The sequence below is a fragment of the Exiguobacterium sp. KRL4 genome (assembly GCF_001870785.1).
In the GTDB taxonomy this organism is placed as follows: domain Bacteria; phylum Bacillota; class Bacilli; order Exiguobacteriales; family Exiguobacteriaceae; genus Exiguobacterium_A.
Genome location: NZ_MOLV01000026.1, coordinates 42,632 through 67,841 on the forward strand (window position 1 = coordinate 42,632; position 25,210 = coordinate 67,841).

The window sequence follows — 25,210 nt, forward strand, 5'->3', positions numbered from 1 at the left end:
ACGAACCAAAAAACACCTGCTTTTCAGAAAACCGATGTCCATGTGACAAGGTCGAACTGAAAGACAGGTGTTTTATTTGTTTCACTTCTGATTGACCATTTCTTGAATCAGTTCCCGGTTCCGTTTCTTAAAGACTTCATTATGCGACGAAACCATCGCGACTTTCGCTGCGTCCGGTTCGATGAATTTTTTTGCCCGGTTGACGGCATTCGCCGCGTCCTGAAAAGCACCGGAGATGAGGTGGACTTTTCCGTCGTGCGACAAGATATCACCTGCTGCATACAAGCCGGGAACACTCGATTCACTCGACGCTGTTCCGGCGATGGAAAAATCGTCGACCTGCTGCAAATCGAGATCGCAGTTCGAAAGTAACTCGGCATCCTGTTCGTAGCCGTGGTTGATGATGACCTCGTCAATCTCGAGGGCCACCGTCTCGCTTGTCGCACAATCAATCAGTTCGACCGAGGCAATCCGGTGATGGTCGTCACTGGCGATTAATTTATGAATCGTCGTGTTCAAGAGACAAACGGCAGAACTGTTCACGAGTTGCTCGACTTGCGCTTCATGCCCCGTGAAACAGTCTTTTCGGTAGGTGACGTAGACTTTTTTCGCAACCGGTTCCAGTTCATTCGCCCAGTCGATTGCCGAGTTGCCACCGCCGGAAATGATGACGGTCTTGTCTTTAAACCGTTCAATTGATTTGACGGTGTAGTTCAAGTTCGACACCTCGTACCGTTCCGCGCCCTCAATCTTCAGTTTCTGCGGATTGAGGATCCCGCCGCCAACCGCAACGATGACGGTTTTCGAATAATGAATCGTACCCGATTCCGCCTCCAGGACAAAGTTGCCGAACACGTCCTTTGTGATGGAGATGATTTTTTCACTGAGATGGACCGTCGGATTAAACGTCAGTCCTTGTTCGACGAGCTGTTCCATCAGCTTCGCACCGGTAATCGGCGGCTGACCGCCAACATCCCAAATCATCTTTTCCGGATAGACATGAATCTTGCCACCCAGTTCTGCCTGATATTCGATCAATTTCGTCTTCATTCCGCGTAGTCCACTATAGAAAGTAGAGTATAACCCGGCCGGGCCTCCACCGATTACCGTTACATCAAACAATTCCTGTTGCTCCATCTCAATCACTCCCTCACGATTTAATACGACTGATTATCATTCTCATTCCCAATGATAACGTGAACATGTCTTGAAGACAAGAAAAAATGTTGACAGCGTTTTTATGAAACTGGTATGGTTAGGTAGACGATAGTGATAATCATTATCAATAAAAACAGTTTTAAACGAGAAGGAGTCTGTACGTATGGTACGTCTAGCAACAGAAGAAATCAGCATCGGTTACGGAGATCGTACCATCGTCAAAGATTTGACGGTTCAGATTCCCGATCGACAAATCACGACGATCATCGGTGCGAACGGCTGCGGGAAATCGACGTTACTGAAGGCGATGACCCGGATCATTCCCCATCAATCGGGACGTGCGTTACTCGATGGTCTCGATATTGCCAAGGAAAGTACAAAACTGCTTGCCCGGAAAATGGCTATCCTGCCCCAGACACCGGAAAGCGCAAGTGGTCTGACGGTCGCAGAGCTGGTCTCATACGGTCGCTTTCCTTATCAAAAAGGATTTGGTCGTTTAACGAAACACGATTACGAGATCATCGATTGGGCGCTTGAAGCGACGGACACGACGGCGTTTAAGCATCGTCCGGTCGACGCTTTGTCCGGCGGTCAACGGCAACGGGTCTGGATCGCGATGGCGCTCGCGCAGGAAACGGACATCATCTTCCTCGATGAACCGACGACCTACCTTGATCTCGCCCACCAACTCGAAGTCCTGGAGTTACTCGAACAACTCAACCGGACAGAAGGTCGGACGATCGTGATGGTGTTACACGATTTGAATCAAGCGGCACGTTTCGCCGATTACATCATCGCCATGAAACATGGCGAAGTCGTCAAAGCCGGAACGTGTGAGGAAGTCATCTCAAAAGACGTCCTCAAAGATGTATTCCATATCGATGCCGAAATCGGTCGTGATCCGCGCACGAACAAACCGATGTGTGTCACCTACAACTTAATTAAGGGAGATTGAATCATGAAAAAGCTTTTATTACCGGTTCTTTTATTGTTAACGCTTGTGATTGCCGCATGTGGCAACACGGAGAAAAAAGAAGAGACCTCGTCTGCCGATACAAAAAAAGAAACGATTACCTATAAATCAGAAAAAGGGGATATCGAAGTCCCGGCTGATCCAAAACGTGTCGTCGTCCTGGCTGGTTTCGCCGGAAACGTCATGGCACTCGACGTACCGCTCGTCGGTGTCGACTCGTGGTCAAAATCGAATCCGAAGTTTGATTTGAAAGATGTTCAAGAAGTATCGGAAGAGAACGTCGAAAAAGTCATCGAACTCGAGCCGGATCTCATCATCGGATACGATACGACAAAAAACATCGATAAATTCAAAGAAATCGCACCAACCGTCACTTACACATACGGTAAAGTCGACTACTTGACGCAACACATCGAAATCGGGAAATTGCTCAACAAAGAACAAGAAGCACGCGACTGGGTCAAAGACTTCAAAACACGTGCAGCAGATGCTGGAACAGAAATCAAAGCTAAAATCGGTGACGATGCGACGGTTTCTGTCATCGAAAGCTTCGACAAACAACTCTACGTCTTCGGCGACAACTGGGGCCGCGGCACAGAAATTCTCTACCAAGAGATGAAATTGAAAATGCCGAAGAAAGTCACAGAGATGGCATTAAAAGATGGCTACTACGCGTTATCACCGGAAGTCTTACCTGAATATGCAGGCGATTACCTGATCTTCAGCAAGACAGCAGAAGCCGATAACTCGTTCACAGAAACGGACACATACAAAAATATCCCTGCCGTTAAGAACAAGCAAGTCTACGAAGTCGATTCAAAAGAATTTTACTTCAACGATCCGCTCACATTGGAACGTCAACTGGAGTTCTTCAAGAAAAGTTTCCTTGGCGCGTAACGTATACTAAAGGAGGGAGCCTCAATGCTCCCTCCTTTTTTTGATTCATACAAACTGGAGGCGATACCTGTGTCATCCGCTCGACTACCCTTTGGACTAAAAATCTCATTCGGACTGGTCCTCTTCGTCGTCATGTTCTGGATTTCGATGACGTTTGGTGCTGCTGATACGTCAATCCGAGAAGTCTGGAACGCCTTGACGTTTGGTCCGCTCAACGATAAAGCAAAAATCATTCAAGAAATTCGCCTCCCGCGTGAACTCGCGGCGATTCTCGTCGGCGCGGCACTCGGCGTCTCGGGTGCCATCATGCAGGCGATGACACGTAATCCTCTGGCGGATCCCGGTCTGCTCGGCTTGACGGCCGGTGCCAATGCAGCACTCGCCTTAGCAATCGTCTTTCTTCCCGGCATCAACTATTACGGCATCATGCTCGCCTGCTTTATCGGGGCAGCATTCGGGGCAGCACTCGTCTTCGGGATCGGTGCTTCCCGCCAAGGCGGCTTCTCGCCGCTACGGATTGTTCTGGCAGGTTCGGCGATTTCCGCCTTTTTGTACGCGATCGCGGAAGGAATCGGACTTTACTTTAAGATTGCCCAGGACGTCTCCCAGTGGACGTCAGGCGGGCTTGTCGGGACGACGTGGGGGCAACTGCAAGCGATCACACCGGTCATCCTCATCGGGACATTGATTGCGATGATCTTCTCACGCCAGTTGACGATTCTCAGTCTGTCGGAAGAAGTGGCGCTTGGGCTTGGTCAAAATATCACGCGGATCAAAGGTGTGCTTTACGTCGTCGTCATCCTGCTCGCTGGTGCCGCTGTCGCCTTAGTCGGCAACATGGCGTTCATCGGACTGATGATTCCGCATATCGTCCGGGCCATCGTCGGCACCGATTACCGTTATATCCTGCCGATGACCGCCGTGTTCGGGGCGACGTTCATGCTGCTCGCCGATACGATCGGCCGGACGCTGTTTGCGCCGTATGAGACACCGGTCGTCGCGATTGTGTCGATGCTTGGTCTACCGTTCTTCTTATTGATTGTCCGTAAAGGAGGTCACGTTTTCTCATGATGGAAACTCGTTTACGCCGCCGTCAACGCTTAATCTTTTTAATCTTAAGCCTATTATTACTCACGACGATCGTCATCAGTATCGGTCTTGGTCCAGCGTCTGTCTCCTACGACCGCCTGCTTCCGACACTGTTTGGGCAAGGGTCGTTCAAAGAAGATTTTGTACTTTTCTCATTGCGCCTGCCACGGATCTTGATCACGTTGCTCGCCGGCATGGCACTGGCCTTATCAGGTGCAATCCTGCAGGGCATCACACGAAATGAGCTGGCCGACCCCGGCATCATCGGGATCAATACGGGAGCCGGTGTCGCGATTGCGATCTTCTTCCTCTACTTCCCGGTCGATGTCGGTTCATTCATCTATGCCTTACCGATCGCTGCCTTTTTAGGTGCTCTGCTGACGGCGATCGCGATCTATGCTCTTTCTTACGACCGGATCCGCGGACTGCAGCCGATCCGGCTGATTTTGACCGGCGTCGGTTTCTCGATGGCGTTGTCCGGCATCATGGTCATTCTGATTTCGTCGACGAAACGCGAGAAGGTCGACTTCATCGCTAAGTGGCTCGCCGGTAACATCTGGGGCACGGACTGGACGTTTGTTTACGCCTTATTGCCCTGGCTGATTGTCCTGATTCCGTTTACGCTCTATAAAGCCAATAAATTAAACCTGCTTGCTTTAAACGAACCGGTTGCAATCGGCGTCGGCGTCTCGATTGAGAAGGAACGGATTCAACTGTTGCTGACAGCGGTCGCACTCGCTGCATCCGCCGTCTCCGTCACGGGTGGAATTTCCTTCATCGGTTTGATGGCACCGCACATCGCCCGCGCGCTCGTCGGTCCACGCCATCAATGGTTTTTACCGATTGCCCTGTTGATCGGCGGTTGGTTACTCGTCTTGGCCGATACGATCGGACGGAACATCGCCGATCCGGACGGTATTCCTGCCGGTATCGTTGTTGCGCTGATTGGTGCACCGTACTTTATTTATCTGCTTCTGAAAAAGTAAGAAAACTGATCAACCAACAAGAAATGATTTCTTGTTTCACTCGCTTTCCTCAGGCGAGACACAAGCCAGTTTTCCTGTCCATTTGGACAGGAAACCGGGTCTTGTTTGTCTCTGACAGCGCAAGTTGCCTTGCGCTTCTTCCTGCAGGAGTCTCGTAAATCAAATCATTTCTAAAAAAACAACAGCGGCGAGAGGAATTTTAACTTCCTCTCGCCGCTGTTGTTTTTTACGTATCGGTTCATCATTATTTAATATTTTACGCGTCGCGCTTCCCGTTCCGCTAGAATCAGCTCGCGTTCTGATAGGTGGGTCGGATCGAGTCGTTTGATCCGCGAATCGACGAGACGATCAAGTGACAAGACCGACAGCAAAAAGACAAGAATTGGTCCGATCAATGTCGGTCGCGGGACGTACGGAATTAAAAACTGCGCGCCCACGACGATTAACAGCTCGGTGATCGTGATCAGGACGTACGGTAACCCCAAATGGTCCCAGACTTCCATGCCGTCAAACCGTGTCGTGAAGTAACGATACTTCAAAAAGCGGACAATCCATTGGTAAGCAAGCACTGGGAGCAATAAAAAGTAGTGCATCGACGGTTCAGATAAATTCAAATCATCTGCCAGAAAAAGAAAGACGACCAAAACGAGCAGAAAAAATACCGTCTGGACATGCCGGGCACGTTTCGTCAGTCGCAGATAATCTTGTTTTCGTTGGCGTTCGATGTTTTCCATATTTGTCCCTCCCTTTTCTGCAAGAGTCACCAGTTACTTATTCCGGTACTGTTCAATCTCCCGCATCGTCACGAAGGCGGGATCCAGTTGTTTCGCCGTCGCATTTAGTTTGGAAACAAACAACGTAATCACCAGCACCCAGATCAGAATCATTGCAAACGCGACACCTGAATACTGCGGGAAGAGATCGCCCGCGTAGAACAACAACACAGGCACAAAATAGCCGATCATTGAAGCCCGGCTGACTCTCAAAACCGTCTGTTGATACAGCTCCGCCGGTAAGCGTTGTTTTAAAATCCGCAAACGCATGATTTCACGGACGACGCCTCCGAGACAAAGTACCGTAATCGCAAATAACGTAAACAGCCCCGTCTCCCAAAAGTTCGGAATGAACCAACCGATGACTGCCAGCACTAAAACAGGAATCGGAATCAAGTGTTGGATTTTTTTCAACGGCGGTCCGAGCAGATTTAACCGTGCATTTTTTTCAAGCAATGTATTCATTTAATTTTCTCTCCTATTTTTTTATACATTTTTATCAAAATTAGGCGAGAATACTCCCACTTCTAGACGTTAAGGGCGAAGCCCTAGTGAAAGTGGGAGATGAATCGCCAGCCTGTTTTTCGGGTATATTCTCTTTGAAGGAGGTGAAAAATAGTGTTGAAGCACAAGGCCTACAAATTCAGAATCTACCCTACAAAAGAGCAGGAAATCCTGATCGCGAAGACGATCGGGTGTTCGCGCTTCATCTTCAACCACTTCTTGGCGAAGTGGGATGAACTGTACAAGACCACTGGAAAAGGACTGTCCTACGGTTCTTGTTCCAAAGAAATTCCTGTGTTGAAGCAGGAGTTCGACTGGTTGAAGGAAGTGGATAGTACATCTGTTCAGATCAGCGTCAAACATCTTGCCGATGCGTTTGACCGCTTCTTCAAGAAGCAGAACGAACGCCCTCGTTTCAAGTCCAAGCGCAATCCCGTTCAGTCGTACAAAACCAACATCCAAGGCAAAAACCAGCTTCCTGAAGTTTCGATTGGATGCAACAAGCTCAAACTTCCGAAGCTGAAATGGGTACGTTTCGCCCATTCGAAACACATCACAGGCCGTATCTTGAACGCCACGATCTGACGCAACGCTTCAGGCAAATATTTCGTCTCCCTGCTCGTCGAGCAGGAGATCCACGAATTGCCGAAGACCGGTTCATCTGTCGGCGTCGACGTCGGACTCAAGAACTTCGCCATCCTGTCGGACGGCACGGTATACAAGAACGACCGTTACTTCCGTTCGCTTGAGAAGAAACTGGCGCGCGAACAGCGTACGCTCTCCCGTCGTCAACGCATCGCCCTGAACAAGAAAATCACGCTTTCTGAGGCGAGAAACTATCAGAAGCAGAAGCGGAAGGTCGCCCGTATCTATGAGAAGATCGCCAACAAGCGCACTGACTTCCTGCACAAGGTATCGACCGAGATCGTCCAAAACCACGACGTCATCGGGATCGAGACCTTGCAGGTGAAGAACATGCAGAAGAATCGCAAGTTAAGCAAGGCCATCTCGGACGTCAGCTGGTCCGAGTTCTTCCGCATGTTGGAGTACAAGGCGGAATGGTACGGGAAGACCGTCGTAAAAGTCGGCAAAACCTTTGCTTCCAGTCAACTGTGCTCCAGTTGCGGACATCAACACAAAGACGTGAAACATCTTGGCTTACGTGAATGGACATGCCCGAGTTGCGGCATCCATCACGACCGGGATGTGAACGCAGGACTGAATCTCAAACAAGAAGCCGAACGTATCTTAGCTTCTTCAACCGTCGGGACGACGGGGTTAGCCTGATAAATTTTCGACCGGTAGGTCGGATAACTCAGGAATCCTCCACCTCTGAGCAAAGTGTAGGTGGAGGTAGTTCAAGAACTTCCTGATCACTAACGAAATCTGGATCATCACGCAGTTGGATTTTTTTATACATGCGTTCACAGATTGCATAGAGTGGGATGAGGATGATCATAAGCGCCAACCACATCTGCCAAAACGGACGATCCATCGTCGCTACCATCAGGATGACGAAGATCGTGTACAGGATAACTTGATAGATGATCCAAAAACGCCATTGTTTGGTTGCCAGTTCTTCTCCGATATAGGATTCAAGAATCCGGCGCTTTTTGAATTGATAACGAATATTGGAGGTTAGGAAAACCGCTGGGAATAAGAGACTGTACAGAACAGAACCGAATCGAACACGGTCATTAAAATGATAACACCCATCAGCAGTAAGAATGTCCACAACCATTTTTTCCCTAAGATATCTTTTTCCATGTAAGCTAGCGTCAATTCGTGTAACCGTTCGTCCCGTGCCGTACGCATGATGTTCTCTCCTTTAACTAACCCTGTCATTCTTCCAGATACTTCACGTGCTTATACACTTCCTGATCACTGACGAAATCGGGATCGCCTGAACGTGCCATTTTCTTAAACAGCCAGTCGGTCGCAAAGTAAAGTGGCACTAGAATCAACGCCATCCAAAAGGCCGTCTTCCACCAGCCGAGATCGTTTGTCTCAAGTACTACGACGAGCAGCGTGCCATATAACACAATCTGAATTCCAAGCCACAGCATCGATTGTGTCATGACCTGATCTTTAGAGAGATACCTTTCTAAAATCCTCCGTTTCTCCAGCTGAAACGGAAGATCAAAAATCAGATACACAAGCGGCAACAAACCGAAGTAAAGTGCCGAATCCATCGTTTCCGAAAAGATACCGAGCGTCGCCGCCACGGCCGCCATCAGCCAGCCGTTTTTTTGCAGCTGACTCTTGTTGATATAGGCAAGCGTCAATTCATGCAATCTTTCGTCTCGTGCCGTTTGCATTCGTCTCTCTCCCTTCACCCTTGCTGAATATCTGTCTCGCTGATATAGGTTGGATCGATCTGTTTTGAGCGATAGGTCAAAACGCGTCGGCAGAGCCAGTAGAACGGTATGACGACGAGGCACAGTCCCAGCAAAAAAGTCGTTGCCGAACGATCAGCCGTAAGAAAAATCAACATAGCCAACGCTCCATATTGAAACAGACCGACGCCGACATGAAGACGGAACAGACGACTTGCCGATCTCTCCGTCGTATAACGGGCAACCACTTGAAAACGCCGGTGTTGCACCGTGGCATCATAGACGAAGTACACAATTGGAATGATCAAGGCCAGCAACGGTTGCTCAATCATGCTGCTGACGAATAAAAAGAGTGCCAGGACACCCCATACTTTAGCAGTCGTTCGTTGATGCATCTCTTGATAAAGCGCTTTTAATTCGGTTTGTTGAACTGTTCCAACTTCCATCCGGGCACGTTCCTTTCGTTTGCTCTTTACTGTCATATACTTACAGTTTACCAGTTATGTTTCAAAAAAAAAGAAACTTCTCAAAAAGAAGTTTCTAGGCCGAGACTTGGATGATCAGGTAAATGACGCTATAGGCAACGATCGCTAACGGAATCATCGCGACACCAATCAACCAGCCGTTCTTATCACGAATTCCGAGATACAGAACAAGACAGCCGACGATGAAGGCGATTAACGTTGTGAATGGATTCATAGTAGTTCCCCCTCAAAAATAACCTATTAAGAAATTTCCCATTCCCGGAACTTGATAAACACACAAAGCGTCGTCTCAGCAGTTCAGACGGAAACGTTTTGTGTCCAAACGTAAAAAAGTGCCGGACAGGACGGAATTCCATCCTGCCAAGCACTGTTTCGTAAAAGGATTACTTCTTCGTAATGACAACTTTCTTCTCGACGACATGGCCGCCTAAGTCAGTCAGTTTCAGATTGTAAACGTTTTGACCTTTTTTCAAGGTGACGGTTTTAGTGATTGTCTTCTTGAATGCACGCATCTCGTATGGTTCTTTGAACGAACGACGGTACTCGGCATTGCCGTTCAGATCAAAGCGTAACTCATCGTAGTTGTCGCGCAGGACGATCGTCATCTTCGCTGTTTTGGTTTTGCTTGAAACGGTTGTTGGTGCCGTCACGCGGATCGTCGGACGTTCCGAATCGATGATGACTTGACGGCTGAAGGAAACACGGTTGCCTTTTCCATCGTACGCTTCGACTTTAAACGATTTCACGCCGTCCGTCGTATACGTGATGTTCTGGCTGAACGCATAGTGTTGTTGCGCGGCATCCCAGCGTAATTTCACGGATTTGCCGTTGATTTTAAATGACTTCACGCCTGACTCATCCGCAACGTTACCTGTTACGGTCACTTGTTGCGACGTCGTTAAGGCAAGTGCTTCCGGTGTGTCGATCTGGACACTCGGCACCGCTTTGTCAACGCCTGATGTGTTGACGTTTTTCTTGACGCTGTTACCCGCGTAATCAGAGACGACGAATGTGACTTTCGCGCGGCTTGGAAGATCCGTCAGCGTGTAATTTTTAACAGACGGAGCAAGCGGCTGTTTCAAGACACTTTTGCCGTCGACGAGAAGATCAAATGAAGCGATGCCCGTTCCTTGATCACCTGCTGTCCATGAGACGGCCTTCTTGTCAGCATCCCATTTGACTGTCGCAGCCGGTACTTTCGTATCGACATAAACAGGGAACGTTGCCGTCTGCCATTTCGCATTCGGGTAATCGACGACTGATTTCACCTGGTAGTAGTACAGACCGTCTTTGACTTTTGAACCGTTGATCGTTCCATCCCACGCGGCATTTGTCACCGGTGTGTAGCCCGGCTCCGCTCCGCCATCGTAGTAGTTCTTGACGACATCCGACTGGCTTTCCAGTTTACGGAGTGTTGACTGGTTGCGGTCGAGAATCGAGTACTCGACTTTCTTCGCATTCCGTAAGAACGACAGAACCGGGAACGCCTCATCTGCACTGCCGTCGCCGTTCGGAGAGAACGAAACTTTTTCTTTGACGACTTTACCCGATGCATTCGTACCGAGGAAGTTGAAGTCATCCTTCACTTCTGTCGCAAGACCCGTGATGCCGTAGAATGTGTTGCCGTCATAGAGCGGCGCATCGACGATCGGTGCTTTATCCCATGCCCCTTTAAAGCCGACATACGGAACCGTCAACTCCGGGTTTTTGCTGTTTGCATCGACGAGACGGACGAATCCTTCGACGAAGTATCCGTTTTCGAAGATCGTGTCGAGTGGTGCACCGTTCGCCCAATCAACCGTGTCTTTTAAGTCGACCGTGACGTTCACTTTTGTTGTGCTCTTCGCATTGATTGCGACCGAGCTTGCTTTCTTCGAACCGACCGTGAACGAGATCGGGAACGTGCCTTTGTTGGCATCAACCGTATCAACTGTTCCTTTTTTGAAGATACCGTTTGCCTCAAGCAGGTTTTCACCTTTCACTGCGAGATCCGATTGAACGGTACCGGCCAGTTTGTACGTTAACTTCTCATTGCTGTAGTTCTTCAGGTCTAACGTAAAAGTGAACGTGTCACCGACTTGTTTTAAGGCTGCTTTTCCTTCGCCCGATTTCGTTTCCGTCACGACGACCGGTGTTTTCATCGCCGCACGCAAGTCCATCAGCCCCGCTCCTTCACGACGCGGCGAGTAATAGTTGCCGGTTTTCGCTTCCGCATTGTACTTCCCTTTATCGAGTTGCGGACGTGACGTGTTCATCAAGATCGTCTTCGCGAGTTTGACACGTGTCGCTCCGCTGACCTTAAAGTCCTTGTCGATCCGTTGCATGACGAGCGCCGTTCCACCGGCGACATGTGGTGCTGCCATCGATGTACCGCTCATGACGCCGTACTCGTTATCGTTGAGCGTTGAATAGATTTTTCCGCCTGGTGCCGTGATTTCCGGCTTGAAGTCAAGGTTCGGTGTAACACCCCATGACGTGAAGTCGGACATTTCGCCGGCAACCGGATTCGGACTAGAGACCGCTTTTCCGTCGAATGTCACCGTCAATGCCTTGCCGTCTTTTGCTTTCGCTTCGAGTTCGTTTCCGTCGGCAATGCTTAACGAGACGAGCGGAATCGTTGGTTTATTGAGCGCCATGCTGACGTAATCGCCGTGCTCGACCCGACCGCGGACGATGACACCGGCCGCTCCTTGTTTTTCGGCTTCCGCCTGGATCATCCCGTAGTTGAAGCTGCCGTTCCGGACGACGAAGACGACTTTATCTTTGACGTCTTTATCGGCATAATTCGTTTCACTGCCGTCACCGACATAGACGACATCCATCTTCTCTTTATCGAAGACCGCAATCGGATTCGGTGAATCTTGTTTTTGATACGCGAGGTAACCCGCGTCCTGCCCGTCAACCGTCAACGCCATTCCTTCGAGTGTCAGCTGTGTGTTCTCAACAGACGCAACTTGCAGTGATTCGCTGATCAAGCCCGGCGAACCGACGACACCGACGTCTGGATTCGACGCGTACGGGTTTCCGGCGCCACTTCCGGCAAATGCCGAGTTTCCGGCTGAGATCGCACATAAAATCCCGTTGTTCATCGCATTGACGATCGCTTTTTGTTCCGGATCATCTTTTTGGACGAATGACGCCGTTGAACCGAGACTCATGTTGATGACGTCTGCGCCAAGCGCAATCGCATCATCAATCGCTTTGATATAGATGTCACTGAATGTCGACGGCATCCCCGGATCGTTTCCGAATACTTTCATCGCAAGAAGTTGTGTCTCAGGTGCGACCCCTTTGATTCCACCGTTCGTCTCATCGCCGTTGGCACCGACTGTACCGGCAACGTGCATCCCGTGCATCGAAGCGCCCGGACCGAGGTCACGGATTTCGCTGTCGTGATCCGCATAGTTATAGCCATATGGTACTTTTTCCGTGAAGTAGTTTCCTTTTAGTCCTTTTGACGATTTAAAGCCTTCGACTTTTGATGACGTCAAATCGACTTTTGTCTCCGGGCTGAGAACCATGTCCTTGTGCGTCGGATCGATTCCCGTATCGATGACGGCAACGATCGTGCCTTCCCCTTTATAACCGTAGTCCTGCCACGTCTGCTTCGCGTTGACCATGTCTTTGCTATGTAACATGTTTGGCGTTGCGCCCTTTTCGACTTCCGGACGCGCATATTCGTGTGCGATATGTACGTTTTTAATTCCGCTTAATTTCTTCAGTTCCTTGATTTCACCATATTTGACTTCCCCGCTGAACCCGTTCAAGACGGTCGTAAAGCTTTCCTTATAGGCAACCGCGATGTCTTTTTGAGCGATTGCTGCTTTGACTCCCTTCTGTTTGTTAACGATTTGATTTTTAAGAATCGTTTTTTCCGTGTTGCTTAACGCACTGTAGCGTTTATTCTGAGCTTGCGCGTGCTCGATTGCTGCTTTTTGATCCAGTTCGACGACAATCCGGACCTTTTCATTTTGACTGTATGACTTTTCCTGCCCCGTTTTCTTGAGTGAGAGTGCTTGTGGCTTTTGTACATCTGCTTTCCCTTGAGACGACAGACTTCCCTCAGCATGAACCAGGCTGGAAGATGTCATGATGGCGGCTGCTACCAGTGCAATCTTCTTCTTCATTCGTTTTTCCCCTTTTCCGAAAGATGTAGTGTGACCGAAAATCATATTAAACGAAAATTCTGTATTTTTAGTTTAATTAATTTTCGCTTAATATACAATTTAAATTTGGTGCTTTTTAAAAGTATTTGTTGGTTTATGTCATCTCAAACGCAAATAACTCCTATATTTACCTTTTTCATAAAAGGAATCATGATGAGGAAACACAAAAAAACCCTTGGTTTCCCAAAGGTTTAATCGATAAAACGGAATGGAGACTATCGGGATCGAACCGACGACCTTTTGGCTGCCAGCCAAACGCTCTCCCAGCTGAGCTAAGCCCCCGCATGTTTCTATTATGAGTATAACCAGTCCTGTTCATTTTTTCAATATAAAATTAGACCGCTTACAAAAAAAGCTCTCCTTGCCGTAGTGACAGGGAGAGTCTCTATCTGCTTACTTATTTAAGTCACGCATCAAATCCGCCTGTCGTTCCAGTTCTGCTTGTTGCTCCAAGATCAGTACTTTTTTGTACGTCCGTGCTGAGATCAAGATGCTGATTTCATATAAGACGAACAACGGGACAGAAATCATCAAGTGCGACGTGACGTCCGGTGGTGAGATCAACGCCGCGACGACAAATAACGCAAAGTAGGCATACTTCCGATTCTTCCGCATGAAGAACGGCGTCACCAGTCCCAGTCGTGTCAAAAACATCGTCACGACAGGGAGTTGAAACAAGACACCAAACGGGATCGTCAACCGGATCAGGAAACTGAAATAGTTCTCGACGCCGATGACTTGTTCGATGCCGAGCTCTTGTCCGAGCTCCGTCGATACTTCAAGTAAAAACGGTAACAGCCAAAAGTAAGAAAACGAGATACCGGCTAAAAATAAGAAGAACGTTACCGGAATATAGGTCAACGTCGCTTTTTGTTCTTGGTCATGCAGACCGGGACGGATGAATGCCCAAAGCTGATACATCCAAAACGGTGACGCCAAGACGATTGCGATGATGAACGCAAGATTCAGATACAACATCAGTGGATCTGCCACGTTAAAGGCATTCAGCCCGATTCCAAGTTCCTTTAAGTCGGCCTGCAAAAATCGGACAAGCGGACGGACAAGCGGAAAGGCTGCGACGAACATGACCACCACGATGATGAGCGACCAGACGATCCGCTTACGCAGTTCATCTAAATGCGTCGTCATACTCTGTTCTTGATCGATCGCCATGATTCACTCACTTCTCTTTCGTTTCGTCCTTTTTGTCTTTATCATCGTCCATGATGCCGTGTGTCGCGCTCTTGAATTCTTTTAACGTTTGACCGGCGGCGCGGCCGAGTTCCGGTAATTTCTTCGGTCCGAAGATGATCAAGGCGACGACACCGATCAAGGCGATGCTACCCGGTCCCATAAATCCGACTGTTAACGGAATAAGGTTTTCCATTATGATTTCACTCCTTCAGCTGATTGCGAATAATGCTTCATGAAATAAACAAGTGACTGCAACTCGATCGACAAATCGATGTGATGGACCCGAACGTGGGCCGGTACGTTCAACCGGGCCGGTGTAAAGTTCAGAATGCCGGTCACACCATACTCAACTAACTCGTCCGCTACTGACTGCGCGAACTGCGACGGTACCGTCAAGATGGCAACATCAACCTTGTTCGCTTCGATTTGTTCTTTCATGTCAGACACGTGATAAATCGGAACGTCTTGTGTCGTCGTTCCGACCTTCTCCTCATCGGCGTCAAACGCGATGACGATACGAGTACTATTATTCTTTAAAAAGTTATAATTTGCAAACGCTGTTCCGAGATGTCCGACCCCAACGAGGGCGACATTCGTGACTTCGTCTTGGTTTAATGTTTTACGGAAAAATGTCAGCAAATGTTGGACATTGTAACCGTATCCTTTTTTCCCTAACGCCCCAAAGTAGGAAAAGTCGCGACGGATCGTCGCCGAGTCGACTTTGACCGCTTCGCTGAGCTCTGCTGACGAGACGCGCAGCTTGCCGGAGTTATAGAGACTCTGGATAAAACGATAATATAACGGCAGCCGTTTTGCCGTCGCTTGTGGTATTTTTGTGTCTGGCCCATTCATACTGCAGTTCCCCCTTCGGCCACGTTCTGACGTGGCACCCAAATCAATGCAAAGAATTCTACTCTCCTTGATTGTAAACCACTTCACATAGAGTAACAAATATTATATTCGGCAGGATTTTTCGTGATAGACTAAAGGGTGGAAGGATGGATGGATATGATTCTCTTACAAGTAAACCAACTCTCAAAATCATTCGGCGTAGAGCTGATTTTAGAAAATATTAAACTCGAAGTACAGGAACGGGACCGGATTGCACTCGTCGGTCGAAATGGTGCCGGAAAATCGACACTTTTAAAAATCATCGCCGGAGAACTGTCACATGATTCCGGGGAAATCATGAAAAGTAAGGAAGTCCGGATCGGTTACCTCGCTCAGGACAGCGGACTCGAGTCCAACGAATCGATCTGGAACGAGATGCTGACCGTCTTCGAACACCTGCAGGATCAAGAACGTGCCTTGCGCCGGATGGAAATCGAGATGGGGATGGAGCACATATTAAATGATCCGGTCGCTTATGACCGTCTGCTTAAAACCTACGATCAGGCACAACACGACTTCTCGGAAGCAGGCGGCTATCAGTTCGAAGCCAACATCCGCTCCGTCTTACACGGGATGCGTTTTTATCCGGACGATTACTCCCGCCGGATTCAAACACTTTCCGGTGGTCAACGGACCCGTCTCGCCCTTGCGAAAATGTTGCTGCAGGCACCTGAACTATTGATTCTCGATGAGCCGACGAACCACCTCGACATCGATACACTGTCGTGGCTCGAAAGTTACTTATCCGGTTACCGTGGCGCCGTCTTGATCGTCTCCCATGACCGGTATTTCCTTGACCAAGTCGTCAACGTCGTTTATGAGTTGTCCCGCAACGTGTCCCGGAAGTTTACCGGCAACTATACGAAGTATCTCGAACAAAAAGCAGCGCTGTACGAGCAGGAAATGAAACAGTTCGAACAGCAACAAGAAGAACTGGCGAAGATGCAGGACTTCATCCAACGTAACATCGCCCGCGCGACGACGACAAAACGGGCGCAAAGTGTTCGCAAACGCCTCGAAAAAGTCGACCGGATCGATCGACCGGATGGCGACGAACGCAGTACCGTCCTGTCGTTTCCGATTGAAAAACAAAGCGGCAATGACGTCCTGCAGGTCAATCAACTCGCCGTCGGCTACGAAGCAGCCGTCTCGAAAAATATCACTTTCCGTCTGCAACGTGCGGAATCGCTGGCACTCGTCGGTCCAAACGGAATCGGCAAGTCGACGTTACTGAAAGTTCTCGTCGGTCGGCTGAAACCGCTGTTCGGAGACTATCGTTTCGGTACCGGCGTCTCGATCGGCTACTACGATCAGGAACAGGCGGAATTAAACGACCGAAACCGGGTCATTGACGAGATTTGGAACGAATGGCCCTTGATGCGCGAGCAGGAAGTCCGGTCCGTTCTCGGACAGTTCCTCTTCAGCGGAGATGATGTCTTCAAGCTCGTTCATGAATTATCGGGCGGCGAACGGGGACGACTGGCACTCGCGAAGCTGAAGTTACGCAAAACGAATCTCCTTGTTTTGGATGAGCCAACGAACCACTTGGATCTCGATTCGAAGATGGTCCTTGAGAATGCACTCGTCGATTATGAAGGAACCTTACTATTTGTCTCCCACGACCGTTACTTCATCGATCGTGTCGCGACGCGTGTCATCGAGATGAGCGTTGACGGTGTGACCGATTATCTCGGCGATTACTCGTACTATACGGAGAAAAAAGCCGAGAAGGAAGAAATCGCCCGTCTCGAAGCGGAAGAAGCAAAAGCGATCAAGGTCGCTTCGACGAAGACGATTGATAAGGAAGCCCAGAAAGAGGCACGGAAAAAGAAACAGCAACTCGAACAACTCGAACAGGAAATCGAACGGCTTGAAAACCGGTCGGTCGAAATCGAACAGCTGTTGTGCGAACCGGAAGTCTTTAATGATATTCCAAAAGCAACTGCCCTCTCAGCCGAACGCGATCAGATTGATGTCGACTTGCTTGAGTTGATGGAACAGTGGGAGTCGTTCCACTGATGCGTTCGAAAAGTTATCTGATCAACCTGATCCAGGGGTTATTGTCCGGTGTCTTGTACTTCGTCCCGATGTACGCCGATTATGTCTCGGCCTTCATCCGACCGGATGCGTTTAATGCCGTATATCCGTTATTCATCTTGATTTCCTGTATGGTCGGTCTCGTCATTCAGACCTGGAGCGGATTGTTCATCAGTCTGTTGTCCGGCTTATGCTGTACGCTCCTGACAACCCAACTGTTCGTTGAGCTCAACGATCCGATGATCATCATGTATTATGGTGCCGTTTCGCCACTGGTCGCCTTCCTGATCAGTTGTGTCGGCATCTGGGCCCTCGCTGTCCTGTTTTATCTCCTCGACGGATTTCAGTACAGCAAGCGTCACAACGTCGAGTGATCTTTCCAGCCGGGCAACTCCATTGAATTGAAATAGACGAGGGCAGCGGATATCGTATCCGCTGCCCTCGTCTATTCGGCGTGGCTTTATCCGCCTTATTTTTATTTGGTCGGCCGGGCAATCGTAAAGATGTCGCCAATCTTGGCATAATCATTGCCGGCAAGACGCGCGATGGCACCTAACCCTTGCGCATCAATCCGGAACGTGTCGACCAGTTCATCCGCGATGTGGTAACACACGACTTCCCCAATCAACAGATCGGCTGCGTCCAGTTCAACGTGTTGCGTCAGTTTCAGTTCAAACCGGATCTTCGCTTCCGCAACTGCCGGAACATCAATCAGATCACTCTCGATCAACGTCAGGTTCGTCCGCTCCAGTTCACTTTCACCGTAAGCAAGCGGTGCTGCCGTCTCATTGACCGCTTCGATAATCTCTTCACTGACGATATGGATGACGTACTCGTTATTTAATAAGATATTTTTGGACGTATCCTTTTCCCCTTGATCCGTCTTTTGGACGGCAATCAATAATTGCGGTGGATGGCTCGAAGCGACCGTGAAAAACGAAAACGGAGCGGCATTGACCGTTCCGTCCGCCCCTTTGGTCGTCACGAAGGCAATCGGTCGCGGGATGATACTCCCAATCAATAACTTGTAGTTTTCCTTTGGACTGAGTGACTGTGCATCAAACTTCATCTTTCATTACCTACTTTCTCTGATCACCCGATTAAGGCGGCGAGTGAATAATCTCCGGCACCAATCAACGCAACACCTAGTGCGATGACGATCAGTGCCATGTTGTATTCGTACCCGTTCTGCGTGACCCAGTAACCATTTTGACCGTGGACCTTGATGATCGCAACGAGCATCGACCCGATAATCAGGGCTGCTGCGAACCATAAGAATAATCCACTCGCAAACAAGAGACCTCCCGCTAATTCCGCCAGACCGGCTGTTAAAGCAAGTGTTTTACCCGGCTTCATCCCGATCGACTCGAACCAGCCGCCTGTCCCTGCAATTCCGTGTCCGCCGAACCAGCCAAATAATTTTTGTGTCCCGTGTGCGGCAAATGTTAATCCAATCACCAATCGAATAAGAAATAATCCTAAATCCATCATCTTGATCAATCTCCCTTTTACTTAATGTTTTTTAATTACTTTTCGTAACCTAAATACGACTATAAACTAACGCTTACTAAAAGTAAATAGATTTGTTTTTGTTTATTTTATTACTTTAAGTAAAATAATTCGTATTTTGATGTTAAAGTGGGTATACTAATACTATAGAAAGGATGAGTGCTGATGGAAGAGACATTGATTCCGACTGCCCTTTGTCCGAAAGTCGAACATGCCTTTGAAATTTTGGGCAAGAAGTGGACGGGCTTGATTTTACGTCATCTCATGACGAAGACCTGTCGTTTCAACGAAATTCAAGATGCGATTCCGGAGTTATCTGGTCGTATGTTAACGGAGCGCATGAAGGAACTTGAGGCGGAAGGTATTGTCATCCGGACCGTCATTCCGGAACGTCCGATTAAAATTCAATACAGTTTGACTGACAAAGGTCGTCAGCTTGAACCTGTCATTCGTTCAATCGAAGAATGGGCCGAGCTCCAAGACTGACATAAAAAGTCTCTCCGCTCAGGGGAGACTTTTTATTTACGTTTGTATTGAGAACTATTATCAATTAAACTAAAGAGGTTCACGTCTTGGAGAAAGGATGATTCAGATGAACATCATGATTGGTTTTGTCAGCATGTCCGGCAACACGGAAGACATCGTGCAGATCTTGCAGTCGGAACTCGAGCGCAAGGGCTGTACGGTTCATATACAAGAGCTCGATCAGTTATACCCGTCCGACTTTTCCAAATATGATGCCGTTTTACTCGGCTCCTACACATGGGGGGACGGCGATTTGCCGTACGAAGCAGAAGACTTCGTCGACGAGTTGGGTGAAAGTACGTTAAACGGCTTAGCCGCTGCCGCCTTTGGTTCCGGTGACCTCGATTATCCGAAATATTGTGCAGCCGTTGATACGCTCGAACAGACGCTTGTTTCGGCCGGCGCGACAGTCGTCGTTCCTGGACTGAAGATTGAATTCGATCCGAATACACCGGAGAAACAGGCCGCCTGTCACACCTTTGCCGAAGAATTTTTCTTGCGGTCACAACGCTTGCATGCCTAAACCAAAGACCCCGGCTGACGTCAGCCGAGGTTCTTTTTTGCTTTCCAGCGTTTTTGGATGTACCACGGAACAATCGTCAACACAACAAAAACAGTGACGGCTCCGATGATGATGCGTGGATCCTTCGAAACGATGCTACTTCCTAAAAAGTTATAGGCAAACGTTCCGGGAATGATGCCGATCAACGTCGCGAGGAAAAACGGCAATAACCGGACCTTCGATAACCCGGCGGCATAACTGATCAAATCAAAGTTAAAGATCGGCAGCAGGCGGAAGATCAACACGTAGATAAATCCATTTTTCTCAAGTTGTCGCTGAATTTGTTCGACTTTGCCGGCACCATCTTTCTGCTTGATCAAGCCGGTACCCAGTTTTTTGGCGACGAGAAACGCGACGACGGCGCCCAGTGTCGCCCCGATGACCGTATAAACGGTCCCCATAAGAGCGCCAAAAGCCAGTCCGCCTGTAATCGACAAGACCGAAGCGGGGAAAAAAATCAACGGACGGATCGTATAAAGCAGAATGTAGAGGATAGGTGCCCACATCCCGAACGATAAAATCCATTCCTTGATATCTGACGGGTTAATATTGAGGTAGGAGCGGCTGAACCAAATCAAACCGCCTATGATCATCAGGAGCAAAATGATGCGAACGATTTTTTGTTGACGTGTCATGACGTATTTCATTTCCTTTCCAGTTTATCAGGGGTGTTTGTTGTCATTTCCCGAATCCGGCTTGAGTCACGCCTGCTTCTCCTGATTGAATGTGTTTCAGTGAAGTTGGTTTTCGGGAACTAAGTAAAAGAGACTACCTCAACTAGAAGGGTGATACTTATGACACAATCGATTAAAGCATTAGTCTTTGATGTCTATGGCACATTATTTGATGTCCATTCCGTTAAAGTAAAAGCAGAAGAACTGTATCCGAAACACGGGGAAGCCATCAGCCAAGCCTGGCGCCAAAAGCAACTGGAGTATTCCTTCTTACGTCAGTTGAACGGACAATACGTTCCGTTCAGCCAAGTTACGCGCGACGCGCTCCGTTATGCGCTCTTACAATTAAAATTGCATGTCACGGAAGAGCATATTACGGAACTGATGGATGTGTATCTGAAACTCGATCACTATCCGGAAGTCGATACCGTGTTGCAACAGATGCGTGGTAAACAATTGGCTGTCTTCTCGAACGGCTCACACGATATGCTTGATCCCTTGATCAAACAATCCGGACTAGCGGACCGATTCGACTACATCATCAGTGTCGATGACATCAAACAATATAAGCCGACTCCGGCCTCATACATGCATGCCCTCAACACCCTTGGTCTGAAACGAGAAGAAGTCCTGTTCATGTCGTCAAACGGTTGGGACATCACCGGCGCCAAAAGTTTTGGGTTTCGGACGGCCTGGATCAATCGGTCGGGTCTGCCTGTTGAAGAGTTGAACCTTGATCCGGACAGCATCTATGACGATTTGAATGGTTTACTCGAATGGAAATGACAAAAGCGATGTTTCCCCCTGTTTTGGAGGAACATCGCTTTTGTTAATAGTTTGCGAGACGCGAGTACCCTTTTTTAAAGAGATCAAGTTTCAAGCCACCGTCTTTTTCAATGAAGAAGAGGTATTCTTTTTGATCGGTATCTTTATAAAAGACTTTATAGAGCGTCACTGTTCGTTTTTTATTATTTTCGCTTGCGACGACCTGGTGTTTTGAGATGACCTCGGCTTGGATTTGTTCGCTATCCAGACGATCAATCATCGGTTGGAATGATTTCTTTTCTTGCTCCGTTGCCGGCTTGCCTGGTGCAATCGTAAAGAAATCATCACTCGCTTTATTCGTCAAACCATACTTCCGGTCGACGAGGACGACGTTTTTCAATTCACCATTGACGGTCTGATCAAACGCATACAGTTTTTCGATTCGTGTCTGTTCCCCTTCCGCCCGACCAATTTCGAACAGCGGTTGTTGTTTCGTATTCGCTTCGACTGCTTTTTTATCTGGCACAAGTTCCTCTTTATAGGCGATTTGATAGGCATCGACGATTTCACGAATCTGTAAGCCGATTGCGACAATGACGAGCACACCTAATAACACGATGATGACTTTTTTCATTCCATTTCCCCCATGTCTCTCGAATTCCTCACTTTAAATCTAGCCCAGGTTCGGCATTCATGGCAAGTGTCGATTGGCGACCCGCTCGGTAGGGATGAATCGCTGCCGCTCCGATCATCGCGGCATTATCACCGCATAAGTGCATCGGCGGGATGACTAACTCGATCCCTTCCCGTTGACAGGCCTCCGTCAAACCGTTACGTAACCCTTGGTTCGCCGCAACTCCACCGGCAACGAGCAACTGTTTGCCGCCCTTTTCTTTGACGGCACGAATGGCTTTTGTCACGAGGACTTCGACGACACTCGCCTGAAAACTGGCTGCCAAATCTTCTGGAATGATGACTTCTCCCCGTTGCTCCGCATTATGGACGGCATTGATGACGGAGGACTTTAAGCCACTGAAACTAAAGTCGTATGACTCTTTTTCGAGCCAAATCCGTGGGAAGTGGAAGGTATCGTGTCCGGTTTGTGCGAGCTGGTCGATGCGTGGACCGCCCGGATAAGGCAGTTTTAAAGTACGTGCGACTTTATCATAGGCTTCGCCCGCTGCATCATCACGGGTTTCCCCGATTACTTCGTAGACGCCGTCTTCCGGCATATAAATCAATTCCGTATGACCACCGGAAGCAATCAAGCAGACAAGTGGAAACTGAAGTTCTTGTTCAAGACGATTCGCATAGATATGACCTGCGATATGGTGTACACCCAGTAATGGCTTATCATGGGCAAAGGCTAACGCTTTCGCCGCACTGACTCCAACGAGTAGTGCACCGACCAGCCCCGGTCCTTCCGTGACAGCAATCGCATCAATCTCCTCAATCGTGATGCCCGCTTCCGTCAACGCATCATCGATGACATATGTGATCCGTTCGACGTGATGGCGGGACGCAACTTCCGGAACGACTCCACCAAAACGCTTATGGCTCTCGATTTGAGACGACACGACATTCGATAATATTTCTGTTCCACCTCGCACGACAGCTGCCGCCGTCTCATCACAACTGGATTCGATCGCTAATATCAACGGTTGTGTCATAGTTCGTCTCCTTCTAGTTCCAGCCAATAGATGGCTGCATCTTCATTATTGTCTTGGTAATATCGTTTTCGTGTTCCGGCATACAAAAAGCCTAGTTTTTCATATAACGTCCGAGCAGGTGTATTCGAGACACGGACTTCGAGTGTCATCGCCCGTAAACCAAGCTGTCGTGCCTGCCCGATCAACGCAATCAGTAATGCTTCCCCAATCCCGTTCCCGCGTGCTTCCCGCTTCACCGCGACGTTCGTGATATGACCTTCATCGGCAATGTGCCAGAGTCCGGCGAATCCGATGATTTCTTCGGTCTCTGCGACCAGATAATAAGCATTGGGGTTTTGAGTCATTTCCGCAATAAACGATTCTAACGTCCAAGGCGTCGCAAACGATTCCAATTCTACGGCATGAACGCCTGGCGCGTCTGCCACCGTCATTTTCCGAATCAATGGATTAGTCATGGCGTTGTGCCTCAATCCATTTGGCTTCCGCTTCCGCGAGACGCAAGTAACGAGGTTCAAACGAATGAACATCGACCGGCTGACGTGTTGCGCCCAGCATAGCCAACACACCGGCGCGTGGTGCGCGGAATGCCGGATCAACGATCGAGAACGGCTGAAGTTCTGCGACGAACTTGTCCGTATCGCCTGTCACTTTTGTATCTGTCGGTAAATTTTGGACGAAATCAGCAATTAATGTATGCTGCTCTTCTCCGACTAATTGACCATTTTCGTATAGGCCGACGAATCCTGTCCCGCGACGGGCATCTTGGATGGCAACAATTCGTCCAGTTGATCCGGCTGATGCCGCCATCAATTCAAGCGTCGAGACGGGAACCAGTTCGATTCCTAATGTATACGCTAATGTCTTAGCTGTCGTCGCACCAATTCGAAGACCCGTATACGAACCCGGTCCATCGGCGATGACGATACGGGTCAAATCACGCGGCAGCCAGTTAACTTCCTGCATCATCCGCTCGAGTAAAGGCATCAGTTTCGTCGCATGGTTCAAGGACGTCACATAAGAAGCCTCGGCAAGAATCTGTTGTCCGTCCGATAACGCAACAGACAATTGTTTCGTAGATGTATCAATCGCGACGATTTTCATTGGGCTAGTCCCTCACATATCTTAATATAGTGTTCACCGATCGGTTCAAGGCGGAAACGCCGTGAGTCGTCACCTGTCCGTTCAATCGTAATCGCAAGACGTTCCGGTGGAAGGACATCAGCAATCAATTCTGACCACTCGACGACTACAACACCTTCGCCATTCAAATATTCTTCAAGACCAATGTCATCGCCACCTTCTAGACGATAGACATCCATATGATACAACGGCAGTCGTCCCGAATAGACCTTCATGATCGTAAACGTTGGACTATTGACGTTCCGTGTGACGCCAAGCCCTTTTGCAAAGCCTTGGGTAAACGTTGTTTTTCCTGCACCTAAATCGCCATCCAGTGTAATCACCATTCCTGAAAAAGCACGGTGTCCCAGTTCGACCGCCAGCGCCGTCGTCTGTTCAAGATTTGTCATTTCGAGTTCCATCATCTGTGTCCCTCCTCCTCTTCTCTTTCTCCATTGTACCGAATAAAAAAGGCAAAAAAAAATACGAAACGCTGAACGTTTCGTAGTAAAGTTGAAGTTAAGTTTAAAATTGGTTGCGGGGGCCGGATTTGAACCGACGACCTTTGGGTTATGAGCCCAACGAGCTACCAGACTGCTCCACCCCGCGACGATAAACGTTTCGGATTTGAATTATAAAAATTGGTTGCGGGGGCCGGATTTGAACCGACGACCTTTGGGTTATGAGCCCAACGAGCTACCAGACTGCTCCACCCCGCGATGATATAACGTTTCGACAGATATTAATATAACATGTGTTTTAAAAAAATACAAGCGTTATTTCATTTTCTTGTTGTTTTTTCTAAAAGAACTTATATTAACATCATTTTTTTGACTGCTTTTTAAAAGAAAAACCGACCTGCACATGCAGATCGGTGCTTTCAATGGCCTGGCAACG

The 25,210-nt window shown here is 48.6% G+C and carries 28 protein-coding genes, 3 tRNA genes and 1 pseudogene; 10 read left to right on the plus strand and 22 right to left on the minus strand.

The window, feature by feature from the left end; translation table 11 throughout:
- Window positions 1-81: 81 nt before the first annotated feature.
- Window positions 82-1,137, minus strand: coding sequence for an NAD(P)/FAD-dependent oxidoreductase (locus BLD48_RS13015; RefSeq protein WP_071500591.1), 1,056 nt, complete (start codon window positions 1,135-1,137; stop codon window positions 82-84).
- 184 nt (window positions 1,138-1,321) lie between these two features.
- On the opposite strand from BLD48_RS13015, the gene BLD48_RS13020 reads away from it, so the two are divergent.
- From BLD48_RS13020 to BLD48_RS13035, 4 genes are read left to right on the plus strand one after another with little or no spacing between them, the layout of a single operon-like run.
- Window positions 1,322-2,113: an ABC transporter ATP-binding protein gene (locus tag BLD48_RS13020; RefSeq protein ID WP_071500592.1), complete on the plus strand. Its 792-nt coding sequence runs from the start codon at window positions 1,322-1,324 to the stop codon at window positions 2,111-2,113.
- 3 nt (window positions 2,114-2,116) lie between these two features.
- Window positions 2,117-3,028: an iron-hydroxamate ABC transporter substrate-binding protein gene (locus BLD48_RS13025; RefSeq protein WP_071500593.1), complete on the plus strand. Its 912-nt coding sequence runs from the start codon at window positions 2,117-2,119 to the stop codon at window positions 3,026-3,028.
- Between the two features lie 24 nt (window positions 3,029-3,052).
- Complete coding sequence (locus BLD48_RS13030) at window positions 3,053-4,099, plus strand: FecCD family ABC transporter permease (protein WP_071500594.1); 1,047 nt, start codon at window positions 3,053-3,055, stop codon at window positions 4,097-4,099.
- The gene (locus BLD48_RS13035) at window positions 4,096-5,103 is read left to right on the plus strand and encodes a FecCD family ABC transporter permease (protein WP_071500595.1); all 1,008 of its coding nucleotides are present in this window, start codon (window positions 4,096-4,098) and stop codon (window positions 5,101-5,103) included. The genes BLD48_RS13030 and BLD48_RS13035 overlap by 4 nt, the downstream gene beginning before the upstream one ends.
- Window positions 5,104-5,351: 248 nt before the next feature.
- Here BLD48_RS13035 and BLD48_RS13040 read toward each other — a convergent pair whose 3' ends face one another.
- Together BLD48_RS13040 and BLD48_RS13045 are read right to left on the minus strand one after the other, a co-directional pair.
- The gene (locus BLD48_RS13040; RefSeq protein WP_071500596.1) at window positions 5,352-5,837 is read right to left on the minus strand and encodes a hypothetical protein; all 486 of its coding nucleotides are present in this window, start codon (window positions 5,835-5,837) and stop codon (window positions 5,352-5,354) included.
- A 33-nt stretch (window positions 5,838-5,870) separates the two neighbouring features.
- Complete coding sequence (locus BLD48_RS13045; RefSeq protein WP_071500597.1) at window positions 5,871-6,341, minus strand: hypothetical protein; 471 nt, start codon at window positions 6,339-6,341, stop codon at window positions 5,871-5,873.
- 153 nt (window positions 6,342-6,494) lie between these two features.
- Here BLD48_RS13045 and tnpB point away from each other — a divergent pair.
- A pseudogene (gene tnpB / locus BLD48_RS13050) lies at window positions 6,495-7,667 on the plus strand (IS200/IS605 family element RNA-guided endonuclease TnpB).
- A gap of 28 nt (window positions 7,668-7,695) precedes the next feature.
- Here tnpB and BLD48_RS13055 read toward each other — a convergent pair.
- The 9 genes from BLD48_RS13055 to BLD48_RS13090 all read right to left on the minus strand — a co-directional run bounded on the left by BLD48_RS13055 (window position 7,696) and on the right by BLD48_RS13090 (window position 15,413).
- Entirely contained in the window at window positions 7,696-8,115 is a 420-nt protein-coding gene (locus tag BLD48_RS13055; protein ID WP_236630029.1) for a hypothetical protein, read from the minus strand.
- 106 nt (window positions 8,116-8,221) lie between these two features.
- Entirely contained in the window at window positions 8,222-8,698 is a 477-nt protein-coding gene (locus BLD48_RS13060) for a hypothetical protein (protein ID WP_071500598.1), read from the minus strand.
- Window positions 8,699-8,712: 14 nt separating this feature from the next.
- The gene (locus tag BLD48_RS13065) at window positions 8,713-9,198 is read right to left on the minus strand and encodes a hypothetical protein (RefSeq protein WP_236630030.1); all 486 of its coding nucleotides are present in this window, start codon (window positions 9,196-9,198) and stop codon (window positions 8,713-8,715) included.
- A 58-nt stretch (window positions 9,199-9,256) separates the two neighbouring features.
- Window positions 9,257-9,415, minus strand: coding sequence for a hypothetical protein (locus tag BLD48_RS16425; RefSeq protein WP_014971497.1), 159 nt, complete (start codon window positions 9,413-9,415; stop codon window positions 9,257-9,259).
- 169 nt (window positions 9,416-9,584) lie between these two features.
- Complete coding sequence (locus BLD48_RS13070) at window positions 9,585-13,328, minus strand: S8 family serine peptidase (RefSeq protein ID WP_071500600.1); 3,744 nt, start codon at window positions 13,326-13,328, stop codon at window positions 9,585-9,587.
- Window positions 13,329-13,576: 248 nt separating this feature from the next.
- Window positions 13,577-13,649, minus strand: a tRNA-Ala gene (locus tag BLD48_RS13075).
- A gap of 111 nt (window positions 13,650-13,760) precedes the next feature.
- Window positions 13,761-14,540 (minus strand): twin-arginine translocase subunit TatC, encoded by a 780-nt coding sequence (gene tatC / locus BLD48_RS13080; RefSeq protein WP_026830342.1) that lies wholly within the window; start codon window positions 14,538-14,540, stop codon window positions 13,761-13,763.
- 7 nt (window positions 14,541-14,547) lie between these two features.
- Window positions 14,548-14,754, minus strand: a complete 207-nt coding sequence (locus tag BLD48_RS13085; protein WP_026830343.1) for a twin-arginine translocase TatA/TatE family subunit — start codon at window positions 14,752-14,754, stop codon at window positions 14,548-14,550.
- On the minus strand, window positions 14,754-15,413 hold the full coding sequence (locus BLD48_RS13090) for a redox-sensing transcriptional repressor Rex (protein WP_026830344.1): 660 nt from the start codon (window positions 15,411-15,413) through the stop codon (window positions 14,754-14,756). Before BLD48_RS13090 ends, BLD48_RS13085 begins: the two co-directional genes overlap by 1 nt.
- Window positions 15,414-15,569: 156 nt before the next feature.
- On the opposite strand from BLD48_RS13090, the gene BLD48_RS13095 reads away from it, so the two are divergent.
- Window positions 15,570-17,471 carry an ABC-F family ATP-binding cassette domain-containing protein gene (locus BLD48_RS13095; RefSeq protein ID WP_071500601.1) on the plus strand — a complete coding sequence of 634 codons (1,902 nt, stop codon included), beginning with the start codon at window positions 15,570-15,572 and terminating at the stop codon, window positions 17,469-17,471.
- Complete coding sequence (locus tag BLD48_RS13100; RefSeq protein ID WP_071500602.1) at window positions 17,471-17,863, plus strand: hypothetical protein; 393 nt, start codon at window positions 17,471-17,473, stop codon at window positions 17,861-17,863. Before BLD48_RS13095 ends, BLD48_RS13100 begins: the two co-directional genes overlap by 1 nt.
- A 101-nt stretch (window positions 17,864-17,964) precedes the next feature.
- On the opposite strand, the gene BLD48_RS13105 is transcribed toward BLD48_RS13100, so the two are convergent.
- Window positions 17,965-18,558, minus strand: coding sequence for a flavin reductase family protein (locus BLD48_RS13105; protein ID WP_071500603.1), 594 nt, complete (start codon window positions 18,556-18,558; stop codon window positions 17,965-17,967).
- A gap of 23 nt (window positions 18,559-18,581) precedes the next feature.
- A complete protein-coding gene (locus BLD48_RS13110) occupies window positions 18,582-18,980 on the minus strand; it encodes a DoxX family protein (protein WP_026830348.1) in 399 nt (132 codons plus the stop codon).
- Between the two features lie 183 nt (window positions 18,981-19,163).
- On the opposite strand from BLD48_RS13110, the gene BLD48_RS13115 reads away from it, so the two are divergent.
- Together BLD48_RS13115 and BLD48_RS13120 are read left to right on the plus strand one after the other, a co-directional pair.
- Window positions 19,164-19,484 (plus strand): winged helix-turn-helix transcriptional regulator, encoded by a 321-nt coding sequence (locus tag BLD48_RS13115; RefSeq protein WP_012371654.1) that lies wholly within the window; start codon window positions 19,164-19,166, stop codon window positions 19,482-19,484.
- A gap of 106 nt (window positions 19,485-19,590) precedes the next feature.
- The gene (locus tag BLD48_RS13120; RefSeq protein ID WP_071500604.1) at window positions 19,591-20,046 is read left to right on the plus strand and encodes a flavodoxin; all 456 of its coding nucleotides are present in this window, start codon (window positions 19,591-19,593) and stop codon (window positions 20,044-20,046) included.
- 20 nt (window positions 20,047-20,066) lie between these two features.
- Here BLD48_RS13120 and BLD48_RS13125 read toward each other — a convergent pair whose 3' ends face one another.
- Window positions 20,067-20,720, minus strand: a complete 654-nt coding sequence (locus BLD48_RS13125; RefSeq protein WP_201723156.1) for a TVP38/TMEM64 family protein — start codon at window positions 20,718-20,720, stop codon at window positions 20,067-20,069.
- Window positions 20,721-20,879: 159 nt separating this feature from the next.
- Here BLD48_RS13125 and BLD48_RS13130 point away from each other — a divergent pair, with 159 nt between their 5' ends.
- Window positions 20,880-21,545 (plus strand): haloacid dehalogenase type II, encoded by a 666-nt coding sequence (locus tag BLD48_RS13130; RefSeq protein WP_071500606.1) that lies wholly within the window; start codon window positions 20,880-20,882, stop codon window positions 21,543-21,545.
- Between the two features lie 43 nt (window positions 21,546-21,588).
- Here BLD48_RS13130 and BLD48_RS13135 read toward each other — a convergent pair whose 3' ends face one another.
- The 7 genes from BLD48_RS13135 to BLD48_RS13165 form a co-directional block, all read right to left on the minus strand.
- Entirely contained in the window at window positions 21,589-22,158 is a 570-nt protein-coding gene (locus BLD48_RS13135) for a hypothetical protein (protein WP_071500607.1), read from the minus strand.
- A gap of 28 nt (window positions 22,159-22,186) precedes the next feature.
- Window positions 22,187-23,194 carry a tRNA (adenosine(37)-N6)-threonylcarbamoyltransferase complex transferase subunit TsaD gene (gene tsaD / locus BLD48_RS13140; RefSeq protein ID WP_071500608.1) on the minus strand — a complete coding sequence of 336 codons (1,008 nt, stop codon included), beginning with the start codon at window positions 23,192-23,194 and terminating at the stop codon, window positions 22,187-22,189.
- Window positions 23,191-23,649, minus strand: a complete 459-nt coding sequence (gene rimI / locus BLD48_RS13145) for a ribosomal protein S18-alanine N-acetyltransferase (protein ID WP_071500609.1) — start codon at window positions 23,647-23,649, stop codon at window positions 23,191-23,193. The genes tsaD and rimI overlap by 4 nt, the downstream gene beginning before the upstream one ends.
- A complete protein-coding gene (gene tsaB, locus BLD48_RS13150) occupies window positions 23,642-24,295 on the minus strand; it encodes a tRNA (adenosine(37)-N6)-threonylcarbamoyltransferase complex dimerization subunit type 1 TsaB (RefSeq protein WP_071500610.1) in 654 nt (217 codons plus the stop codon). The genes rimI and tsaB overlap by 8 nt, the downstream gene beginning before the upstream one ends.
- Entirely contained in the window at window positions 24,292-24,738 is a 447-nt protein-coding gene (gene tsaE / locus BLD48_RS13155) for a tRNA (adenosine(37)-N6)-threonylcarbamoyltransferase complex ATPase subunit type 1 TsaE (protein ID WP_071500611.1), read from the minus strand. Before tsaE ends, tsaB begins: the two co-directional genes overlap by 4 nt.
- Before the next feature lie 107 nt (window positions 24,739-24,845).
- Window positions 24,846-24,922: transfer RNA gene (locus BLD48_RS13160), tRNA-Met, on the minus strand.
- A gap of 33 nt (window positions 24,923-24,955) precedes the next feature.
- Window positions 24,956-25,032, minus strand: a tRNA-Met gene (locus tag BLD48_RS13165).
- Between the last annotated feature and the right edge of the window lie 178 nt (window positions 25,033-25,210).